This window comes from Turicibacter sp. T129, from assembly GCF_025594975.1.
GTDB classification, from domain to species: domain Bacteria; phylum Bacillota_I; class Bacilli_A; order MOL361; family Turicibacteraceae; genus Turicibacter; species Turicibacter bilis.
Genome location: NZ_JAMQUU010000037.1, coordinates 30,458 through 47,372 on the forward strand (window position 1 = coordinate 30,458; position 16,915 = coordinate 47,372).

The 16,915-nt window shown below is 34.9% G+C and carries 12 protein-coding genes and 1 riboswitch; of the genes, 2 read left to right on the top strand and 10 right to left on the bottom strand.

Annotated features, from left to right (window positions below; all coding sequences use genetic code 11):
- Positions 1 to 134 precede the first annotated feature (134 nt).
- The gene (locus NEH75_RS07520) at positions 135 to 2,753 is read left to right on the top strand and encodes an FAD-dependent oxidoreductase (protein WP_055275285.1); all 2,619 of its coding nucleotides are present in this window, start codon (positions 135 to 137) and stop codon (positions 2,751 to 2,753) included.
- Positions 2,754 to 3,439: 686 nt separating this feature from the next.
- Here the strand turns inward: NEH75_RS07520 and NEH75_RS07525 are convergent.
- The 8 genes from NEH75_RS07525 to NEH75_RS07560 all read right to left on the bottom strand — a co-directional run bounded on the left by NEH75_RS07525 (position 3,440) and on the right by NEH75_RS07560 (position 14,381).
- A complete protein-coding gene (locus NEH75_RS07525) occupies positions 3,440 to 4,822 on the bottom strand; it encodes a DUF6930 domain-containing protein (RefSeq protein WP_055305066.1) in 1,383 nt (460 codons plus the stop codon).
- A gap of 230 nt (positions 4,823 to 5,052) precedes the next feature.
- Entirely contained in the window at positions 5,053 to 5,619 is a 567-nt protein-coding gene (locus NEH75_RS07530) for a DapH/DapD/GlmU-related protein (RefSeq protein ID WP_055242477.1), read from the bottom strand.
- 132 nt (positions 5,620 to 5,751) lie between these two features.
- Positions 5,752 to 6,591: a prephenate dehydrogenase gene (locus tag NEH75_RS07535; RefSeq protein ID WP_055305065.1), complete on the bottom strand. Its 840-nt coding sequence runs from the start codon at positions 6,589 to 6,591 to the stop codon at positions 5,752 to 5,754.
- Positions 6,592 to 6,792: 201 nt separating this feature from the next.
- Positions 6,793 to 9,453 (bottom strand): bifunctional acetaldehyde-CoA/alcohol dehydrogenase, encoded by a 2,661-nt coding sequence (gene adhE / locus NEH75_RS07540; RefSeq protein WP_055305063.1) that lies wholly within the window; start codon positions 9,451 to 9,453, stop codon positions 6,793 to 6,795.
- Positions 9,454 to 9,716: 263 nt separating this feature from the next.
- Entirely contained in the window at positions 9,717 to 11,252 is a 1,536-nt protein-coding gene (gene guaA / locus NEH75_RS07545; RefSeq protein ID WP_055242471.1) for a glutamine-hydrolyzing GMP synthase, read from the bottom strand.
- Positions 11,253 to 11,449: 197 nt separating this feature from the next.
- Positions 11,450 to 12,745 carry an NCS2 family permease gene (locus NEH75_RS07550; RefSeq protein WP_055242470.1) on the bottom strand — a complete coding sequence of 432 codons (1,296 nt, stop codon included), beginning with the start codon at positions 12,743 to 12,745 and terminating at the stop codon, positions 11,450 to 11,452.
- A 210-nt stretch (positions 12,746 to 12,955) separates the two neighbouring features.
- Positions 12,956 to 13,057: riboswitch (purine riboswitch) on the bottom strand.
- A gap of 193 nt (positions 13,058 to 13,250) precedes the next feature.
- Entirely contained in the window at positions 13,251 to 13,907 is a 657-nt protein-coding gene (locus tag NEH75_RS07555; protein ID WP_055242468.1) for a VanZ family protein, read from the bottom strand.
- Positions 13,908 to 13,931: 24 nt separating this feature from the next.
- Positions 13,932 to 14,381 (bottom strand): RDD family protein, encoded by a 450-nt coding sequence (locus tag NEH75_RS07560; RefSeq protein ID WP_055305076.1) that lies wholly within the window; start codon positions 14,379 to 14,381, stop codon positions 13,932 to 13,934.
- A 232-nt stretch (positions 14,382 to 14,613) separates the two neighbouring features.
- On the opposite strand from NEH75_RS07560, the gene NEH75_RS07565 reads away from it, so the two are divergent.
- Positions 14,614 to 15,654 carry a M42 family metallopeptidase gene (locus tag NEH75_RS07565; protein WP_055242467.1) on the top strand — a complete coding sequence of 347 codons (1,041 nt, stop codon included), beginning with the start codon at positions 14,614 to 14,616 and terminating at the stop codon, positions 15,652 to 15,654.
- Between the two features lie 33 nt (positions 15,655 to 15,687).
- Here the strand turns inward: NEH75_RS07565 and dusB are convergent, their stop codons facing one another.
- Both dusB and NEH75_RS07575 read right to left on the bottom strand, forming a co-directional pair.
- Positions 15,688 to 16,695: a tRNA dihydrouridine synthase DusB gene (dusB, locus tag NEH75_RS07570; RefSeq protein ID WP_055242465.1), complete on the bottom strand. Its 1,008-nt coding sequence runs from the start codon at positions 16,693 to 16,695 to the stop codon at positions 15,688 to 15,690.
- Between the two features lie 33 nt (positions 16,696 to 16,728).
- A partial coding sequence (locus NEH75_RS07575) for a hypothetical protein (protein WP_262948723.1) occupies positions 16,729 to 16,915 on the bottom strand: 187 nt, incomplete at its 5' end.

A 16,915-nucleotide genomic window follows, 5' to 3' on the forward strand; every position in this document is an offset into this window, starting at 1 on the left:
ATTAAAATTCTCACAATATCATAATTGTAAAATCAAGTTATCCTGATAATACTATTTCTTAGGTGAATTAAACGATCCATTAAATATCTATTGCGAGCTAATCTATTTCTTAACTTGACTATTGGAGGGACCATATGATTCAATCTGTATTATTAAAAAATGACGTATATTGGTTAGGTGTCTTAGACCCAAATCTAGATGTCTTTGATATCATCATGGAAACAAAATACGGGACAACTTATAACTCTTATTTAGTAAATACGACTGAAGGAGCTATTTTAGTTGAAACAGTAAAAGAAAAATTCTTTGATTCATACTTACAAAAAATCGAAGAAGCAATCGGTGATTTAAGTCAGATTAAGTATATTATTACCAACCACACTGAGCCTGATCATGCAGGTTCAATTGGACGCTTAGTTAAATTAATTCCTGGTTTAACAGTCATTGGTTCTAAAACAGCCATCACTTATTTAAAAGATATTTTAAATATCAGCTTTAACTATTTAACAGCTGACAGCTTAAAAACATTCACACTTGGAGAGAAAACATTCGATTTTATCCCAGCTCCATTCTTACACTGGCCAGACTCAATGTACACTTACCTCAGTTCAGATAACGTGTTATTCACATGTGATTCCTTCGGATCCCACTATAGTCCAAAACACGGAATTAAGTTATCGGAAGTGCCTGCAAGTGAAGAGGAAGCTTTCCAAGATGCTCTACTTTACTACTACACAGCCATCTTCTCACCATTTAAGCCATACGTAATTAAAGCCATCAACAAAATTAATGATTTAAAATTAGATATGGTTTGTACCGGACATGGCCCAGTCTTAGATACACGTATCGATGAAATCATCGAAACCTATCGTAACTGGTCAACTCCTGCTAAAAAAGAAGGACCTAAAAAAGTGGTCATGCCTTACGTATCAGCTTACGGATATACAGGTGAATTAGCCGAAGCTATTACAAAGGGAATTCATGAAGTCGATCCAACGATTCAAGTCATTCCTTACAACTTAGATATTTTAAATTATCCACAGAAGAAAGATGAAATCTTAGCACACTTTGCAGATGCAGATGGAATCTTACTTGGTACATGTACCATTAACGGAGATGCGCTTCCAATTATTTGGGATTTATCAATCAACTTAAACCCAATCGTTCATGGTGGAAAAATTGTGTCCGCCTTTGGCTCATACGGATGGAGCGGAGAAGGTGTGGATAACATCATGGACCGTTTACACCAACTTCGTATGAAAGTCATCGATGGATTCAAAATCAAATTCCGTGCATCTGAAAGTGAAACACAAGCAGCTATCGATTTCGGTAAATTATTTGCTAACAGCTTATTAACAGGAAAAGTCCCAGCTCGTAAAAAAGAGACAGGAGCCGCTCTAACTGCAGAAGAATTAAATCCAAGTGGTAAAGTTGTATTATGGCGTTGTATCATCTGTGGAGAAGTTTACCCAGGTGTTCTACCACCAGAAGTTTGTCCTGCGTGTGGAGTAGGTTCTGATTTATTCGAAATTTATGAAGAAGAAGTAATCAACTTCAAATCAACAGCGGATGAAAAATTCGTCATTGTTGGTGGTGGAGTTGCTGCTGTGACAGCTGCAAATGCGATTCGTGTTCGTAATGAAGTTGCATCAATCACAATGATTAGTGCAGAATCAAGCTATCCATATTACCGTCCTGCTTTATCAGATTTAATCGTGAAAGATGTTCCAGCTCAGGAGTTTAACTTAAACCCTGAAAATTGGTATACCGAGAATCATATCAACGTTCAATTAAACACGAAAGTAACAGCATTAAATGTAGATGAAAAAGTATTAACGCTTGAAGATGGAAGTACAGTGGCTTACGATAAATTAATCTTAGCAACGGGAACTTCAAACTTCATCCCACCAATCCCTGGCACAGAAGCAGAAGGTATCTTCTCAATTAAATATAAAACTGATGCATTAGCATTACGTAATTATGCAAAAGGTAAACAAAATGCCGTTATCATCGGTGGTGGCGTCTTAGGATTAGAGGCTGCTGATGCATTACAAGAATTAGGATTAAATATCACGGTATTAGAAGTTGCTGATCGTTTAATGCCTCGTCAATTAGATGAATCTACTTCATCATTCATTTCAAACATTTTAGCCGAACGTAAAATTGATGTTCGTACAGGTGTTCAAGTTCAAGAAATCATCAATTCAAATGGTCAAGTTAGTGGCGTAAAATTAGCTGATGAAACAATCAATGCTGATGTGGTTGTGATCAGTGCCGGTGTTCGTGCAAATACACAATTAGCAACGATGGCTAACATTGAAACTAATCATGGGATTGTGGTTAATAATCAAATGCAAACATCAGTGGCTGATATCTATGCTTGTGGGGATGTTGCTGAATTTGAAGGGATTTCAACAAACTTATGGGCACCTGCTATCGATCAAGGTAAGGTTGCTGGTATCAATGCTGTTGGCGATCATGCAGAATTCTCTAATAAGGTGGAGCCATTATCATTAATCGCCTTCGATACAGAAGTCTTCGCAATGGGGACATATCCAACTGAAAATATTGAAGAGTACCAAATCTTATTAGACTCTAATGCAAAAACGGGTCACTTCAAAAAATTATACTTCAAGGAAGATGAACTTGTTTATGGTGTCTTATTCAAAGATATCTCAAAAGCAAGCGTGTTATTAACAGGTGTTCGTAACGGTGACGATTATGCAACAGTTGTTTCAAAATTATATCGTTAATTTAAAAAGGAGCTGTCTCAAAATAGCTATAAATAGTTAAAATTCGTTATAGAGAGCATCTCTTTGAATCATAAGTATTAAAATAACAAAAGGACTCTGTAGTCTACGAAAACATCTTAAATGGGCCGGGGAAAATAATTTCCCCATAAATAGCGAGCAAGCTCGCTAATCATCCCATATTTTGAGTTTTCTTGACCTTAGAGTCCCTTTTTAATACTTATTAAAAAGAATGATGAAGTTTTATTAGTTCTATAAGTTAGGATTCACTGATTACTTTAATTTTTTCTCTAATAAATGACACACTTTTTTGAAACTTTATATATTCATCTTGTACTAAAATCCTCTTCAATGAAGTAGAAATTTCATTTTTGATGATTAATAACCGATGCATTTCTTCTATTAAAATAAATTTGATATGAAAATTTTCATGATTTGAATGAGCCAATTAGTTTCAAAACCGTTGTGCCGCTTTATAGGAGAGAAAATATTTGCTAATCAGGGTATTTATATTATAGAGACCCTCTCTCTTCATATGAAGTGAGAATGGGAAAGATAAAATATCTTTGACGTGAGATGACTAGCGGCTAACCCCGCTAGTTATGCGTGAGTCGCCGACGGAATAAAGATACTAATATCGTCCCATTCTAACTTAAAAGGGGCCATCTCATTTTGAGATAGACCCTTGCTTATTTATAATATTTAGCCAATACATGACTTAAAACAAATGAATTTTTAAATAGTCCAAGCTCTTGTTGGCAATCTAAGTAAGCTTTAATTGATGAACCAATGTACGGTCTATAATCATTTTTGACACTTTCTTCTAAAAGATGAGATTGAAGTAAAGCTTCAAATCCTTCTTTACTCCACTCACCAGGAAGTTCATTAAACTCTTTATATAAAAATAAAACCGAATAAATCCAAATATCTTTCAATGCCGATTTTTGAATAGAAGTTAGCATTTGCCCTAAATCAGTCTCTAACATGACTTCATATGATTGTTCTGCAGCTTGAATAAGGTGTAAAAATGCTTGTTCTTCACCATTTAAATCTCCCATTTGAGTGGATAGAAATGAACTCATAAAAGCATCAGCTGCAACAGTCGGACCTAAATCACAGTCAATGTTCGCTTTCTCACAAAAATCACTAATTAAATCTAATAGTATTTCATCAGATACAATAATTTCACGCGGTCGGAATTGTAATCGAGTCAACATTAAATCCGCTAAACGATCACTGACTAACTCTAACTCTTCGCGAGTTGACTTATAAATTTCACCTGAATAAACTTCCCCACTTTCATGGTTAATAAATGTAGTAAGCAGCGGGAACAATTCACGATTATTTTCTTCATCCCAGAGTGGCGTAGGTAAATAAAATTGACTTCCTTCCATGATGACCGGTTGTTTAGGTAGCTTACTAACTCGATGAGCTTTTAATTCATTTGGATAAATGAAAATCTCTTCTTCACCCAGTAGTTCATCTTCTTCAGTATAGGTAAGTGTCCACTTCCCATTCTGAACACTTATTGTCAAATAAAAGTTTTCACGCAAATCAATTTTTCCTTGATCAAAATCAGTCAGTACTTGTACTAATTGATCTAAGTACATCGTTAATAATCGTACATCTTCATCTGTTTCAAGTAGCCAAGGCTTTGATCCTGGAAACAATCGTCTTAAAATGGGCCACTGAGCTTTTCCTCTAAAACTCATGCCCACTGATTTAATCCGTTCATAGTCCTCTTCAAACAGTTCATCGCGATTCGCATAAAGTAATAGAAATCCCTGTTGGCGATATGAGGACTTAATATAATTCATATCCTCTAATTCTTCAAAATCATAATTTAATGACTCTAAGTAGGCACGCATTCCGGCCTGTCCATGCAAAATATTAATCATTAACGTTCCATCTAAGGGGTCTTGTTCAACCACACAATAGCCCATCATCTTTGTAACCGGATCTTCAATTAAAATAATATCTTGATTGCTCCAAAATTCCCATGGATTTAACTTTCTCAATTTCTTACAAACCTCATACAAACGTGTCCACAACGCTATACTATCTTTGCTCATCATCTGACTCCTTCTCACATGTTTCTTTTATTATAGGTAGATTCTTAAAAAATTAACGCTATTTTTCATGCAAAATAAAAAGCAACTCTATTTTGCAGTCACTTTTCTATCCATCTTAATAAATTTTTGCTTCTATCGTTAATGTGTATAAAGGGCATTTGATAATTTTAAATCTGATATGCTAACGTACATCTCTTTGATACAAGACTGTCTTTAATTAAGGAGTTTTTTCATTCAATCATTTTAATCACTTTAGCTGGTACTCCTGCGACAACGGTATTGGCTAAAACATCTTTTGTTACGACTGCTCCCGCTGCTACAACGGCATTTTCCCCAATTGTAACACCCGGCATAATAGTCGCCGCCGCACCTACCCAAGCATTTTTCTTAATTAAAATTGGGGATGAAATAGTTGAGTGTCGACGATGAGGTTCTAATGGATGATTAATCGTAATTAAATTGACTTTTGGCCCAATTAAAACACCGTCTTCTAATGTAATTCCTCCCCGATCCATAAAGGTACAACAATGATTGATAAAAACATTTTTACCAACCCTAATATTCTTTCCAAAATCAGTATAAAACGGAGGGCGAAGGCGGAACGTTTTCTCAACTTCTATCCCCGTCAATTGAGAAAATAAACGTCTAACCTCCGGTTCTTCATGATACTTATTATTTAATTCAAAAAGAAGTTTTTGTGCCTCATCTATCATTTCACGAATCTTATGATATTCTGGATCCTGATGTGAGATTTCCTCCCCTAATTTATCTCTTTCAAAAATATCCCTTGCTTCCATCCTATTTCCCCCTTTGAATCTCCAATATCCACAGGTTATGATTTTTGAATCTGTCTCTAAATTGATTCAACCCATTTAACCCGGAACACCTTTATTCAAAATAAGTTCAATTTAATCAACTTAGACTCATTCTTACTGATCAAGCTTCTCTCTTCTTTTGGTTGATTTAATAAAGTATTGTTTTAATGTTTCTGCATCATTATCATAGATTGATTTCTTTATTAAATCTAATTCTAATTCAAAACGATTAATAGCGTTTAATAGATGGTCTTTGTTGCCTAAAAAAAGTTCACTCCATAAATCTTCATTAATATTAGCGATTCGAGTTAGCTCTCGATAACTATCCCCGATGAAACTTCCTGTATCTCTTCCTTCTATATCACTATTAATTAAAGCAACTGCCATTGCATGAGGTAATTGAGAGGTAAATCCTATCATTTCATCATGAAAGTCTGGTGTTATTCTTCTTACTTTTTTAAAGCCTATTTCATAAGCTAAATTCTCGATTAATTCAATATTCCTTTCTTGATTTCGAGGGGTTGGTGTAATCAGATAATTAGCTCCTTTAAAAACACGACTTGATGCAAAATCAATCCCTCTTTTTTCTCTTCCTGCCATCGGGTGTCCAAATACAAAATCAACTTCATTAGGTAGTATCTCTAAAATATCATTAATGAACATTCCTTTAACACCTGTTGCATCCGTAATCACACATCCAGGTTTAAAGTTATCTCTATTGCTCTGTATGAATGATTTCACTAACTTAGGATAAATAGACAAAATAATTAAATCAGCTTGCTTCAAAAATAACTCACCTGTTACCGATCCATCCTTAATTAACCCCATCTGTTTAGCTTTTTCTAGCGTCTGTTTATTCGTATCTATTCCATAAACTTGTTGATAACTCGCTTCCTTAAGAGCCATCGCAAACGAACCACCAATGACCCCTAAACCTACAACCACAATATTCATCCCAAGATTCCTCCTTTTTAAAATTTACTTCCTAAATTAGGTCAATCTCACTCCATCCTCCATGGTAACGTTTATTATCATTCCCATCTCTTTACAAATAAACTTCCATCACCATATTTCATTATATGGACAATGTTTTAATCGATATTCCTTTATAACTCTAACAAAAAAGAGCCTTTCGGCTCTTTTTATTAATGTTTATTAAAACTTACTTTCATAATCATAGATTACTCGTAAGATAGCTTCCATATCATGTACCATTGGCATTCTAGGGTTAGCTGGTGTACATTGATCTTCATATGCATTCATGGCCATACGATGAACAGATTCTTCCCAAGCTTCTTGATCAATACCTTGCGATTTGATATTAGCAGGAACTCCAACCTTTTTGCATAATTCTTCGCAAGCGTCCGCGAACATTGCAACACCTTCCGCTGGTGTTTGAGGATTTAATCCAATTAATTGAGCAAGTTCCATGTATTTCACATCTGCTTTATAGTTTTCAATTTTAGGCCAAATATTTAATTTTGTTGGAATCGTTCCATTATATCGAATGACGTGTGGCAATAAAATTCCGTTAGTACGTCCATGCGGTACATGCCACTCTCCACCAATTTTATGAGCTAATGAGTGGTTCATTCCTAAAAAGGCGTTTGCAAACGCCATCCCAGCGATTGTCCCAGCATTATGCATTTTTTCTCTTGCCTCTGGATCATTTTTACCATTTTTCACCGATCGCTCTAAGTAATCAAAAACTAATTTGACAGCTTGTTTTGCCAATCCATCTGTAAAATCAGAAGCCAAAATTGAGACATAAGCTTCAATGGCATGCGTTAAGACGTCAATTCCTGTATCCGCAGCAATTGAGGCTGGCATACTCATAGCGAACTCTGGATCAACAATCGCAACGGTTGGTGTTAAAGAATAATCAGTTAATGGATATTTCTTATTCTCTTGTTTATCGGTAATAACTGCAAAAGGTGTAACCTCTGATCCGGTTCCGGATGTCGTTGGAATACAAATTAATCGGGCTTTCTTTCCTAACTCAGGAAATTTAAATGCACGTTTTCTAATATCCATAAACTTTTGTTTAATATCATCAAAATTCACTTCAGGATGTTCATACATAAGCCACATAACTTTTGCAGCATCCATTGAAGATCCACCACCTAATGCAATAATCACATCCGGTTGAAATTTTCTCATTAATTCAACACCTGCATTAACGGTTTCAATACTTGGATCCGGTTCGACATCAAAGAATAGTTCTACATTAACTTTATTACGTCGTCTTTTAATCACATCTTCAATTTTATCCACATATCCCAGATTGTACATTCCTCGATCGGTTACAATCATGGCCTTCTCCATTTCTTTCATATCTCTTAAATAACGAATTGAATTTCGTTCAAAGTAGATTTTTGGAGGAAGCTTCATCCATTGCATATTATTGTTACGTCTTCCGATACGTTTAATATTTAATAAGTTGATTGCACTAACGTTATTAGAAACTGAATTGTGACCGTAAGAACCACAACCGAGTGTTAATGAAGGAATAAAGGCATTATAAACCGAACCAATTCCACCAAATGTCGATGGGGCATTTTCAATGACACGAATCGCTTTACATTTTAAACCGAATTCAATTGAAATCTCATGATTTTGAGTGTGAATCGCAGCTGAATGTCCTAATCCATTAAAAGCTACCATGGCCGCTGATTTAGCAATTCCATCTTCCGTCGATGTTGCTTTTAAAACAGCTAAGACTGGGGATAATTTTTCTCTTGTTAATGGTTCATTTGGTCCAACCTCTTCACATTCAGCACAAATAATTTGAGTGTCGTCTGGAACAACGAATCCTGCTTGCTCAGCAATCCATGTCGCAGGTTTACCAACAATAGCTGGATTTAATCGAGCTTCGTTGACTTTATCACTATAAGCAGTACATCCAAACATGTATGTTTCTAATTTAGCTTTTTCTTCATGATTTGCAAAATACACTTTGAAACGGCTCATTTCTACTTTAAATGCATCATAGATTTCTTGATCAACAATAGCCGCTTGTTCAGAGGCACAAATCATCCCATTATCGAATGATTTAGATAATACGATATCATTAACTGCTCGTTTTAAGACACAAGATTTTTCAACATAAGCCGGAACATTACCTGCACCTACCCCTAAAGCTGGTTTTCCACATGAATAAGCCGCCTTCACCATTGCATTACCACCTGTTGCTAAAATTGTTGCAACACCTGAGTGGTTCATTAAAGCATTTGTCGCATACATTGAGCGCATTCCTAACCATTGAATACAGTTATCAGGTGCTCCAGCTGCAATAGCTGCATCTCTAATGACCTTTGCCGCTTGTACCGAACACTCATATGCCGATGGATGGAAAGAGAAAATAATTGGATTTCTTGTTTTTAAAGCAATTAATGATTTAAAGATAACGGTTGAAGTTGGATTTGTTGTTGGAATAATTCCACAAATAACACCAACTGGTTCAGCAATTTCAGTAATTCCAGTTAGGGGATCTTCATTAATAATCCCTACCGTTTTTAAGTGACGAAGGTTATTTGTCACATATTCACAGGCAAATAAATTTTTAACAGCTTTATCTTCAAAGACTCCTCGTCCTGTTTCATTCACTGCTGCTTCCGCTAAAACCCCATGTTGATCAAGTCCTGCAACCGAGCATTTTGCTACAATATAATCCACAGCCTCTTGATCAAACGATTCAAATTTTTCTAAAGCAGCTAACGCATTTTGAACTAATTCATCTACATGAGCATCAATCTGTTCATTTGTCCATTCTTGAACTGGCTTCACTTCTTGTTCTACTTTGTTTTGTTCACTCATCTTTTAAAATCTCTCTCCTGTCTTTTTAGTTTATACACGCTAGATATATTAAAAAATGAGAGCCATTATTCCAACTTCAATAAATTCAATTCACTGCTATTGAAAATTCTAGTAACTAAAGACAAAATCCGCTATCGATTGAATAATAAACATGATACTTTTAATGACTTATGCTCAAAAGTAACTCTTTCGTGTCTAACTTATCTATTCCTAAAATGTTATTTATAAAACTATAAAAAAAGAGCCTTTCGGCTCTTTTTTGATTATTCCCACTCGATTGTTGCAGGCGGTTTTGATGTAATGTCATACACTACGCGGTTAACGTGTGCCACTTCATTTACGATACGAACTGAGATTTTCTCTAATACTTCAAATGGGATACGTGCCCAGTCAGAAGTCATTCCATCGATTGAAGTTACGGCGCGAACAACGACTGTGTAATCATAAGTACGCTCATCGCCCATAACACCCACTGATTTGATGTTTGGTAAAGCTGTGAAGTATTGCCATACGTCGCGCTCTAATCCCGCTTTTTTGATTTCTTCACGTAAGATGAAGTCTGAATCACGAACGATTTCTAATTTCTCTTCTGTGACTTCTCCTAAAACGCGAATTCCTAATCCTGGTCCTGGGAAAGGTTGACGGAAGACAATTTCTTCAGGTAAACCAAGTTCTAATCCTAATTGACGAACTTCGTCTTTGAATAATGTGTTTAATGGTTCGATTAACTCAAATTCCATATCTTCTGGTAATCCACCTACGTTATGGTGAGATTTAATTGTTTGAGCTGTATCTGTACCCGATTCGATAATATCTGTATATAAAGTTCCTTGTGCTAAGAACTTCATGTCTTTTAATTTAGCTGATTCTTCATCGAAGCAGTAAACAAATTCGTTTCCGATGATTTTACGTTTTTGTTCTGGATCAGAAACTCCTTTTAATTTACTTAAGAAGCGCTCTTGTGCATCGATTTTGATGAAGTTCATATTGAATTTTCCATCAAATGTTTCAACAACACTTTCAGCCTCTCCTTTACGAAGTAATCCATGATCAACGAACATACATGTTAATTGATCCCCAATTGCGCGGTGAATTAATGCTGCAACTACTGATGAGTCTACTCCCCCACTTAACGCACATAATACATTGTCGTTTCCAACTTGTGCACGAATTTTTTCTACTTGGTCTTCAATGAAGTTTTTCATTGACCAGTTTGCTTGTGCACCACATACGTTAAAGATAAAGTTACGTAACATTTCTGTTCCATGTACTGAGTGTTGAACCTCAGGATGGAATTGTACTAAGTAAATATTGCGCTCTTCACATGAAGCTGCAGCAATTGGACAAGAGTCACTACTTGCATCAACAACAAATCCTTCTGGTAAGTTTGTTACATGGTAACCATGGCTCATCCATACGACTTGCTCTTCTGGTGTTCCTTGGAATAACTTGCTGTTATTCTTAATTGTAATTTCAGCTTTTCCATATTCACGTTGCTCTGCACGTTCAACAGTTCCACCATGCATATGAGTTGTTAATTGCATCCCATAGCAAATACCTAAAATCGGTAATCCTAAGTTAAAAATTTCAGGGTCTACTGTAAAAGCACCTTCTTGAGTGACACTGTTTGGACTTCCACTGAAGATAATTCCTTTTACATTAGACATTTTTTTGATGTCTTCAGCTGTTAATTTATGTGATTTTAATTCACTGTATACTCCAAATTCGCGAATACGTCGCGCGATTAATTGATTGTACTGACTACCAAAGTCAAGAACAATAACTTGATCATGTTGCATGCCTTTCACCTCTTTTTACTAGTATGACTATTACAATAAAAATTTATAGGTCATCACCCTAAAAATTTCTTATTACGATTATATAGTAAAAAATGAACTTTCGCCATCAAAATTAAGACAAAACGTTCACTTTTACTACTAATTACGACAAGATACCACTTTTAAATCTCCCAAATTTAAAAGTACCCAAAACGAAATTACGCTAATACGAAATGGATTAAGAAGATAACTGATAATACCCACATCACTGGATGAATTTCTTTTTCACGGCGTGCAGCTACCATCATAATTGGATATAATAAGAACCCAGATGCAATCCCTTCTGCGATTGAATATCCTAAGACCATCATAATGATTGTTACAAAGGCTGGAATTGATGTCTCTAAGTTCTTCCATTCAATATCTCCTAAAGAAGATGCCATTAAAATTCCGACTGTAATTAGTGCTGGTGCTGTTACTGCTGATGTAACAACTGATAATAATCCTGAACAGAATAACATCACTAAGAAACATAATGCTGTAAACACAGAAGTTAATCCTGTACGTCCACCTGCTTCAACTCCTGTTAATGATTCAACGAATGAAGTTGTTGAAGATGTTCCTAATACTGATCCAATAACTGTTGCAGTTGAGTCGGCTAATAATGCTTTATCTCCATCAACTAAATGACCTTTTTCATTGACTAATCCAGCACGAGAACCAACTGCCATTAATGTTCCTGCTGTATCGAAGAAATCAACAAATAAGAATGAGAAAATAACTGGAATCATTTCTGCTGTAAAAATTGATGGTAATGCTTCAAATAATGCTCCGAATGTTGGCTTTAAAGATGGAATTGGAGCAATAATTTGTGTTGGTAAATCAACAACTCCTAAAAAGATTCCTACAACAGCTGTCACAATCATACCGATAAAGATCGCTGCCGGTGTTTTACGAACTAATAAAATTAAAGTTACAATTAAACCGATAACTGTAATTAAAACGTTAGGATCTGTGAAGTTACCGATTCCGACTAGCGTTGCATCATTATTCACAATAATTCCTGAGTTTTGGAATCCTAAGAATGCAATAAAGAACCCAATCCCTGTTCCAACCGCATGTTTTAATGACGTTGGAATACTGTTAATGATTAACTCACGTAATCCTGTTGCTGATAAAATAATAAATAAAATTCCTGAAACAAAAATCCCTGCTAATGCTTGTTGCCAGCTATATCCCATCATTAAGACAACTGTATAAGCGAAGAAAGCATTCATTCCCATACCTGGTGCTAATGCCACTGGGAAATTTGCATAAAGTCCCATAATTAATGTACCCACAGCAGCTGCTAAAATCGTTGCAGTGAATACCGCTCCTGTATCCATCCCCGATGCTCCAAGCGTGTTTGGATTAACAAAGATGATGTAAGCCATTGATAAGAATGTTGTCAATCCGGCGATAAACTCTCTTGAAACCGTTGTACCACGCTCTTCTAGTTTGAAGAATTTGTTCATATAGGTTACTCCTCCTAATTGTTCATTCTTCTCTCGACTGTTTGTTTAAACAACTATAATGACCATGAATTATCTAAATTCCTACTCCCAATAGTTAGATATGAAATGGCCTTCTCCCATGATCATCATTTAAACAAAAAAAGACTTTCAGCAATTAGTACTGAAAGTCCCCACAGTGGAATGATTAAACCAGATAAACCTTGACCTGTTTATCTAGCAATTGCCACCCGTAGTCTACTCATTTACGGTGAGTAGGTAGAGACTTTCGGACCTTATTTCCGATAATATACGAGAGAAAAGATTAAATTTACTACTTAACTATAAAATCAATTAAGAAAAAAGTCAATGTAATTTCCACAAATTGTTTACATAAAATAAATAAAATCAAGCTAAAATGAAAATAACAAAAAGTTTTTTCATTAATCATTCAATATATTCTAACAAAGTATCACATGATTTCTCAAAAAATACTAAATTTCACCGATAAAAAAAGACTCCTGATTAATCAGCGAGCCTTTCGATAAAAGAATTGTATAAATTTTATGGTAATCAAAAAAAATCCTCTAACAATAGTAAACACCAAAAATCCAAAAATGACTCCTAGTGTATTCATCATCAAGTCATCAACATTAAATCCCCGATACGCATATCCTGTAACAAAATCGTAAGACAACTGGATCAATTCAATGGATAATGAAATAAAAAATCCAATGAGTATCATTCGTAAGAATCCCCAATCCCTTTTCTTAAATAATATAGGGCAATAAAAACTTAGGGGCATCAACATCAAGAAATTTCCGACTGTTGTAATATGAAAAAGATTTCCCCATTTCATAAAATCAAATAGCTGTAAATTATGTCTACGCTCCACAAGGATTCCACATTTTACTTGTTGTTTAAGCAATTCAATATATGTTTCATTAATTGGAATTGGAAAAAAAGCTAATCGAATCACATTTAACACATAAAAAATGAAGCTTGAGACAATCATAAACTGAAGTAATGACTTATTCACTGACCTCTGATGATATATAAACATAAACACTAATGTCAAAATGACTGTCATCAAAAAGCTAAAATGAATGACGGATGTTTTCTCGAGTGCAGTTACTTGATCGGCTAACTCAGATAAATTCCGACAGTCAGATAACTCCCAGTTCATAATGTCCACCTCTTTTTATCATTTTTATTTTACATGTACGACTTTCGTCTTAACTAGCATATCGTGTAACGCACGTAATTCTTGCTTACGAATGCATTGATATGTTAATAAAATCCCATTAAATAATACAATAACTCCTTGTATCAATGATGACAATAAGAACTTCACAACGAAATCACGTTGAAAATACTGTTTTGGTGTTAAATCATTTCCATCTAATGTAACTACTTTAATTTTTAATAATTTTTTACCAATTGTTTGTCCTGGCATTTTAACTGGAATATAAACAAAGTAAATCCACACATAAAATAATTGCAAAGCAACCATCATACCTAGTCCACTTAAGCTTAATGGATTATTCCCACTAGCCTGTAATGAAGTCATAATAAAACTAAAGTTCCCAAAAAAGATTAAAGCTAATAATAATGCATCCACTATAAACGCAGTCCCACGTCTTAATAACATATTAAACATTTCTATTCTTCCCTTCTCAATCATAATAAATTTCACTTTCGTTGATGTAAACTAATACTGTTTCATTATACATGAGATAAGAAAGCGTGTAAATTAAGCGCTCATATCTTTTAGCTTCTACCTATCTTTTATGCAGTAATATAGTGTAAATATTCCATATTATAGTATAATACTCTTAATAGCAGAATCTATACGGCTATTAAGAAAATCATTCGGAAAAGGGGAATTTTTTATGTCATTCGATTATTCATATTTTTATGAATTAGCTAAAGACATTTTGACAACACCAAGCCCTAGTGGCTACACACATATCGTAATCGATAAAATTAAAAATTATGCTGATGAATTAGGTCTGAAAAGCTTTAAAACGAATAAAGGAAATCTAATCGTTGAATTTGAGGGTGAAGATTCAAACAAAACTTTAGCTTTATCTGCTCATGTGGATACACTAGGTTTAATGGTTCGCTCAATCAATAGTGATGGAACATTAGCTATCACTTCAATTGGTGGGAATCAAATGATGACCTTACAAGGGGAATATTGTAAAGTTCATACACGCGACCAAAAGACATATACAGGAACAATTTTAAGCACTTCCCCATCTTCGCATGTTTATGAAGATTGTGCCCGTAAAGGTCAAACAGCTGATGAATTAATGATTCGCTTAGACGAAGTCGTTCATAGCAAAGATGATGCACTAGCTCTTGGGATTCAAAATGGTGATTTTATTTCTATTGATCCTAAAACAACTATCACGGACAGCGGATTTATTAAATCACGTCATATTGATGATAAAATTAGCGTCTCAATTATCTTTACTGTTTTTAAATATTTATTAGAAAACAACAAAAAACCAAACTACAATATCAAATTTATTATTTCAACATATGAAGAAATCGGACATGGTGCCGCACACTTACCAAATAGTATCGATCGTATGATTGCCGTTGACATGGGATGTATCGGAAAAGATTTATCATGTACAGAATATGATGTTTCAATCTGTGCGAAAGATTCATCAGGACCTTACGACTATCAAATGGTATCTGAATTAATTGAATTATCTAAAAAATATGACTTAGGTTATGCGGTCGATGTTTATCCATTCTACGGTTCAGATGCCTCGGCTGCTCTTCGTGCTGGGCATGATATTCAAGCTGCATTAATTGGACCAGGTGTTCATGCCTCACACGGTGTAGAACGTACACATATTGATGGATGTACGAATACGATGAAATTATTGCATGCTTATTTAACAGAAATTAAATTTTAATCCATAAAGAAAGGAGCCTAACGGCTCCTTTTACTATTCAACAACTAAACGTGCTGATTTATCTCCATTTAAATACGCTTGATAACGATTAATAATATCCATCATTTCTTCACGTGTTTTAACCGTTGTTACCATACGTTTAACATGAGTTGCCCCATCTAGTCCTTTGATGTACCATGCCATGTGTGAACGCATTTCAAGTAACGCTACTTTTTCACATTTTAAATCAATTAGACGATCCATATGATCCACTGCTAAGCGTAATTTTTCTTCAGCTGATGGTTCTGCGATTAATTCATCTGTTTTTAAGTAATGAACGATTTGTTTCATTAACCATGGGTTACCTAAAGCGGCACGACCAATCATGATTCCATCCACACCTGATTCTTCTAACACTTTTTTCGCAAATTCAGGTGAATTGATATCTCCATTTCCGATTACCGGAATAGTTTTGATTGCATCCTTAACATCTTTGATAATTCCCCAATCAGCTTTTCCTTCATACATTTGAGAACGTGTACGGCCATGAACAGCAATGGCACTTGCACCTGCTTGCTCAATCTTAAGTGCATTTTCTACTGCATAAATGTGCTCTTTGTCCCATCCAGTACGCATTTTTACCGTAACAGGCTTTTTACATACATCAACGACACTTGCGACAATGTCATAAATTTTATCTGGTTCCAATAATAAACGAGCTCCCGCTTCATTTTTAGTGACTTTTGGAACTGGGCATCCCATATTAATATCAATGATATCGCAATCGCAATTTGCATCAACATATTTAGCTGCCTCAACGAATGTTTCTTTATCTGCACCAAAAATTTGCATTGATAATGGACGTTCTGCTGGGTCAACATAAAGCATATCTAATGTTTTTTTATTTTGATAAACAACAGCTTTATCACTAACCATCTCAGCATAAATTAAACCTGTTCCCATTTCTTTAACAATCGTACGGAACGCTGCATTACAAACACCTGCCATCGGCGCTAAAACAACTGGGTTATCAATTTCAATCTCACGAATTTTCCAAGTCATATTTTCACCACTTTCTTTTTAATTCTCATTCATCTATATATCAATCAAAATTATTTCGACACAAAATCTCAAATCATCATTATACCTTATCCCATTGAAAACTTCAAGCCAAGCAACTTTCTCAATCCTTTTTGAAATATTACCTAGGTAATATTTTTTATTGAGATCTATTTTAAAAAAGTGTTTATATTTCTTTAAAAGTAAGCGGGTAATAATAACA

Coding starts and splice junctions, on each gene's coding strand:
- NEH75_RS07520 (WP_055275285.1), top strand. CDS start 135: ATGATTCAATCTGTATTATTAAAAAATGACGTATATTGGTTAGGTGTC.
- NEH75_RS07525 (WP_055305066.1), bottom strand. CDS start 4,822: ATGAGCAAAGATAGTATAGCGTTGTGGACACGTTTGTATGAGGTTTGT.
- NEH75_RS07530 (WP_055242477.1), bottom strand. CDS start 5,619: ATGGAAGCAAGGGATATTTTTGAAAGAGATAAATTAGGGGAGGAAATC.
- NEH75_RS07535 (WP_055305065.1), bottom strand. CDS start 6,591: ATGAATATTGTGGTTGTAGGTTTAGGGGTCATTGGTGGTTCGTTTGCG.
- adhE (WP_055305063.1), bottom strand. CDS start 9,453: ATGAGTGAACAAAACAAAGTAGAACAAGAAGTGAAGCCAGTTCAAGAA.
- guaA (WP_055242471.1), bottom strand. CDS start 11,252: ATGCAACATGATCAAGTTATTGTTCTTGACTTTGGTAGTCAGTACAAT.
- NEH75_RS07550 (WP_055242470.1), bottom strand. CDS start 12,745: ATGAACAAATTCTTCAAACTAGAAGAGCGTGGTACAACGGTTTCAAGA.
- NEH75_RS07555 (WP_055242468.1), bottom strand. CDS start 13,907: ATGAACTGGGAGTTATCTGACTGTCGGAATTTATCTGAGTTAGCCGAT.
- NEH75_RS07560 (WP_055305076.1), bottom strand. CDS start 14,381: ATGTTTAATATGTTATTAAGACGTGGGACTGCGTTTATAGTGGATGCA.
- NEH75_RS07565 (WP_055242467.1), top strand. CDS start 14,614: ATGTCATTCGATTATTCATATTTTTATGAATTAGCTAAAGACATTTTG.
- dusB (WP_055242465.1), bottom strand. CDS start 16,695: ATGACTTGGAAAATTCGTGAGATTGAAATTGATAACCCAGTTGTTTTA.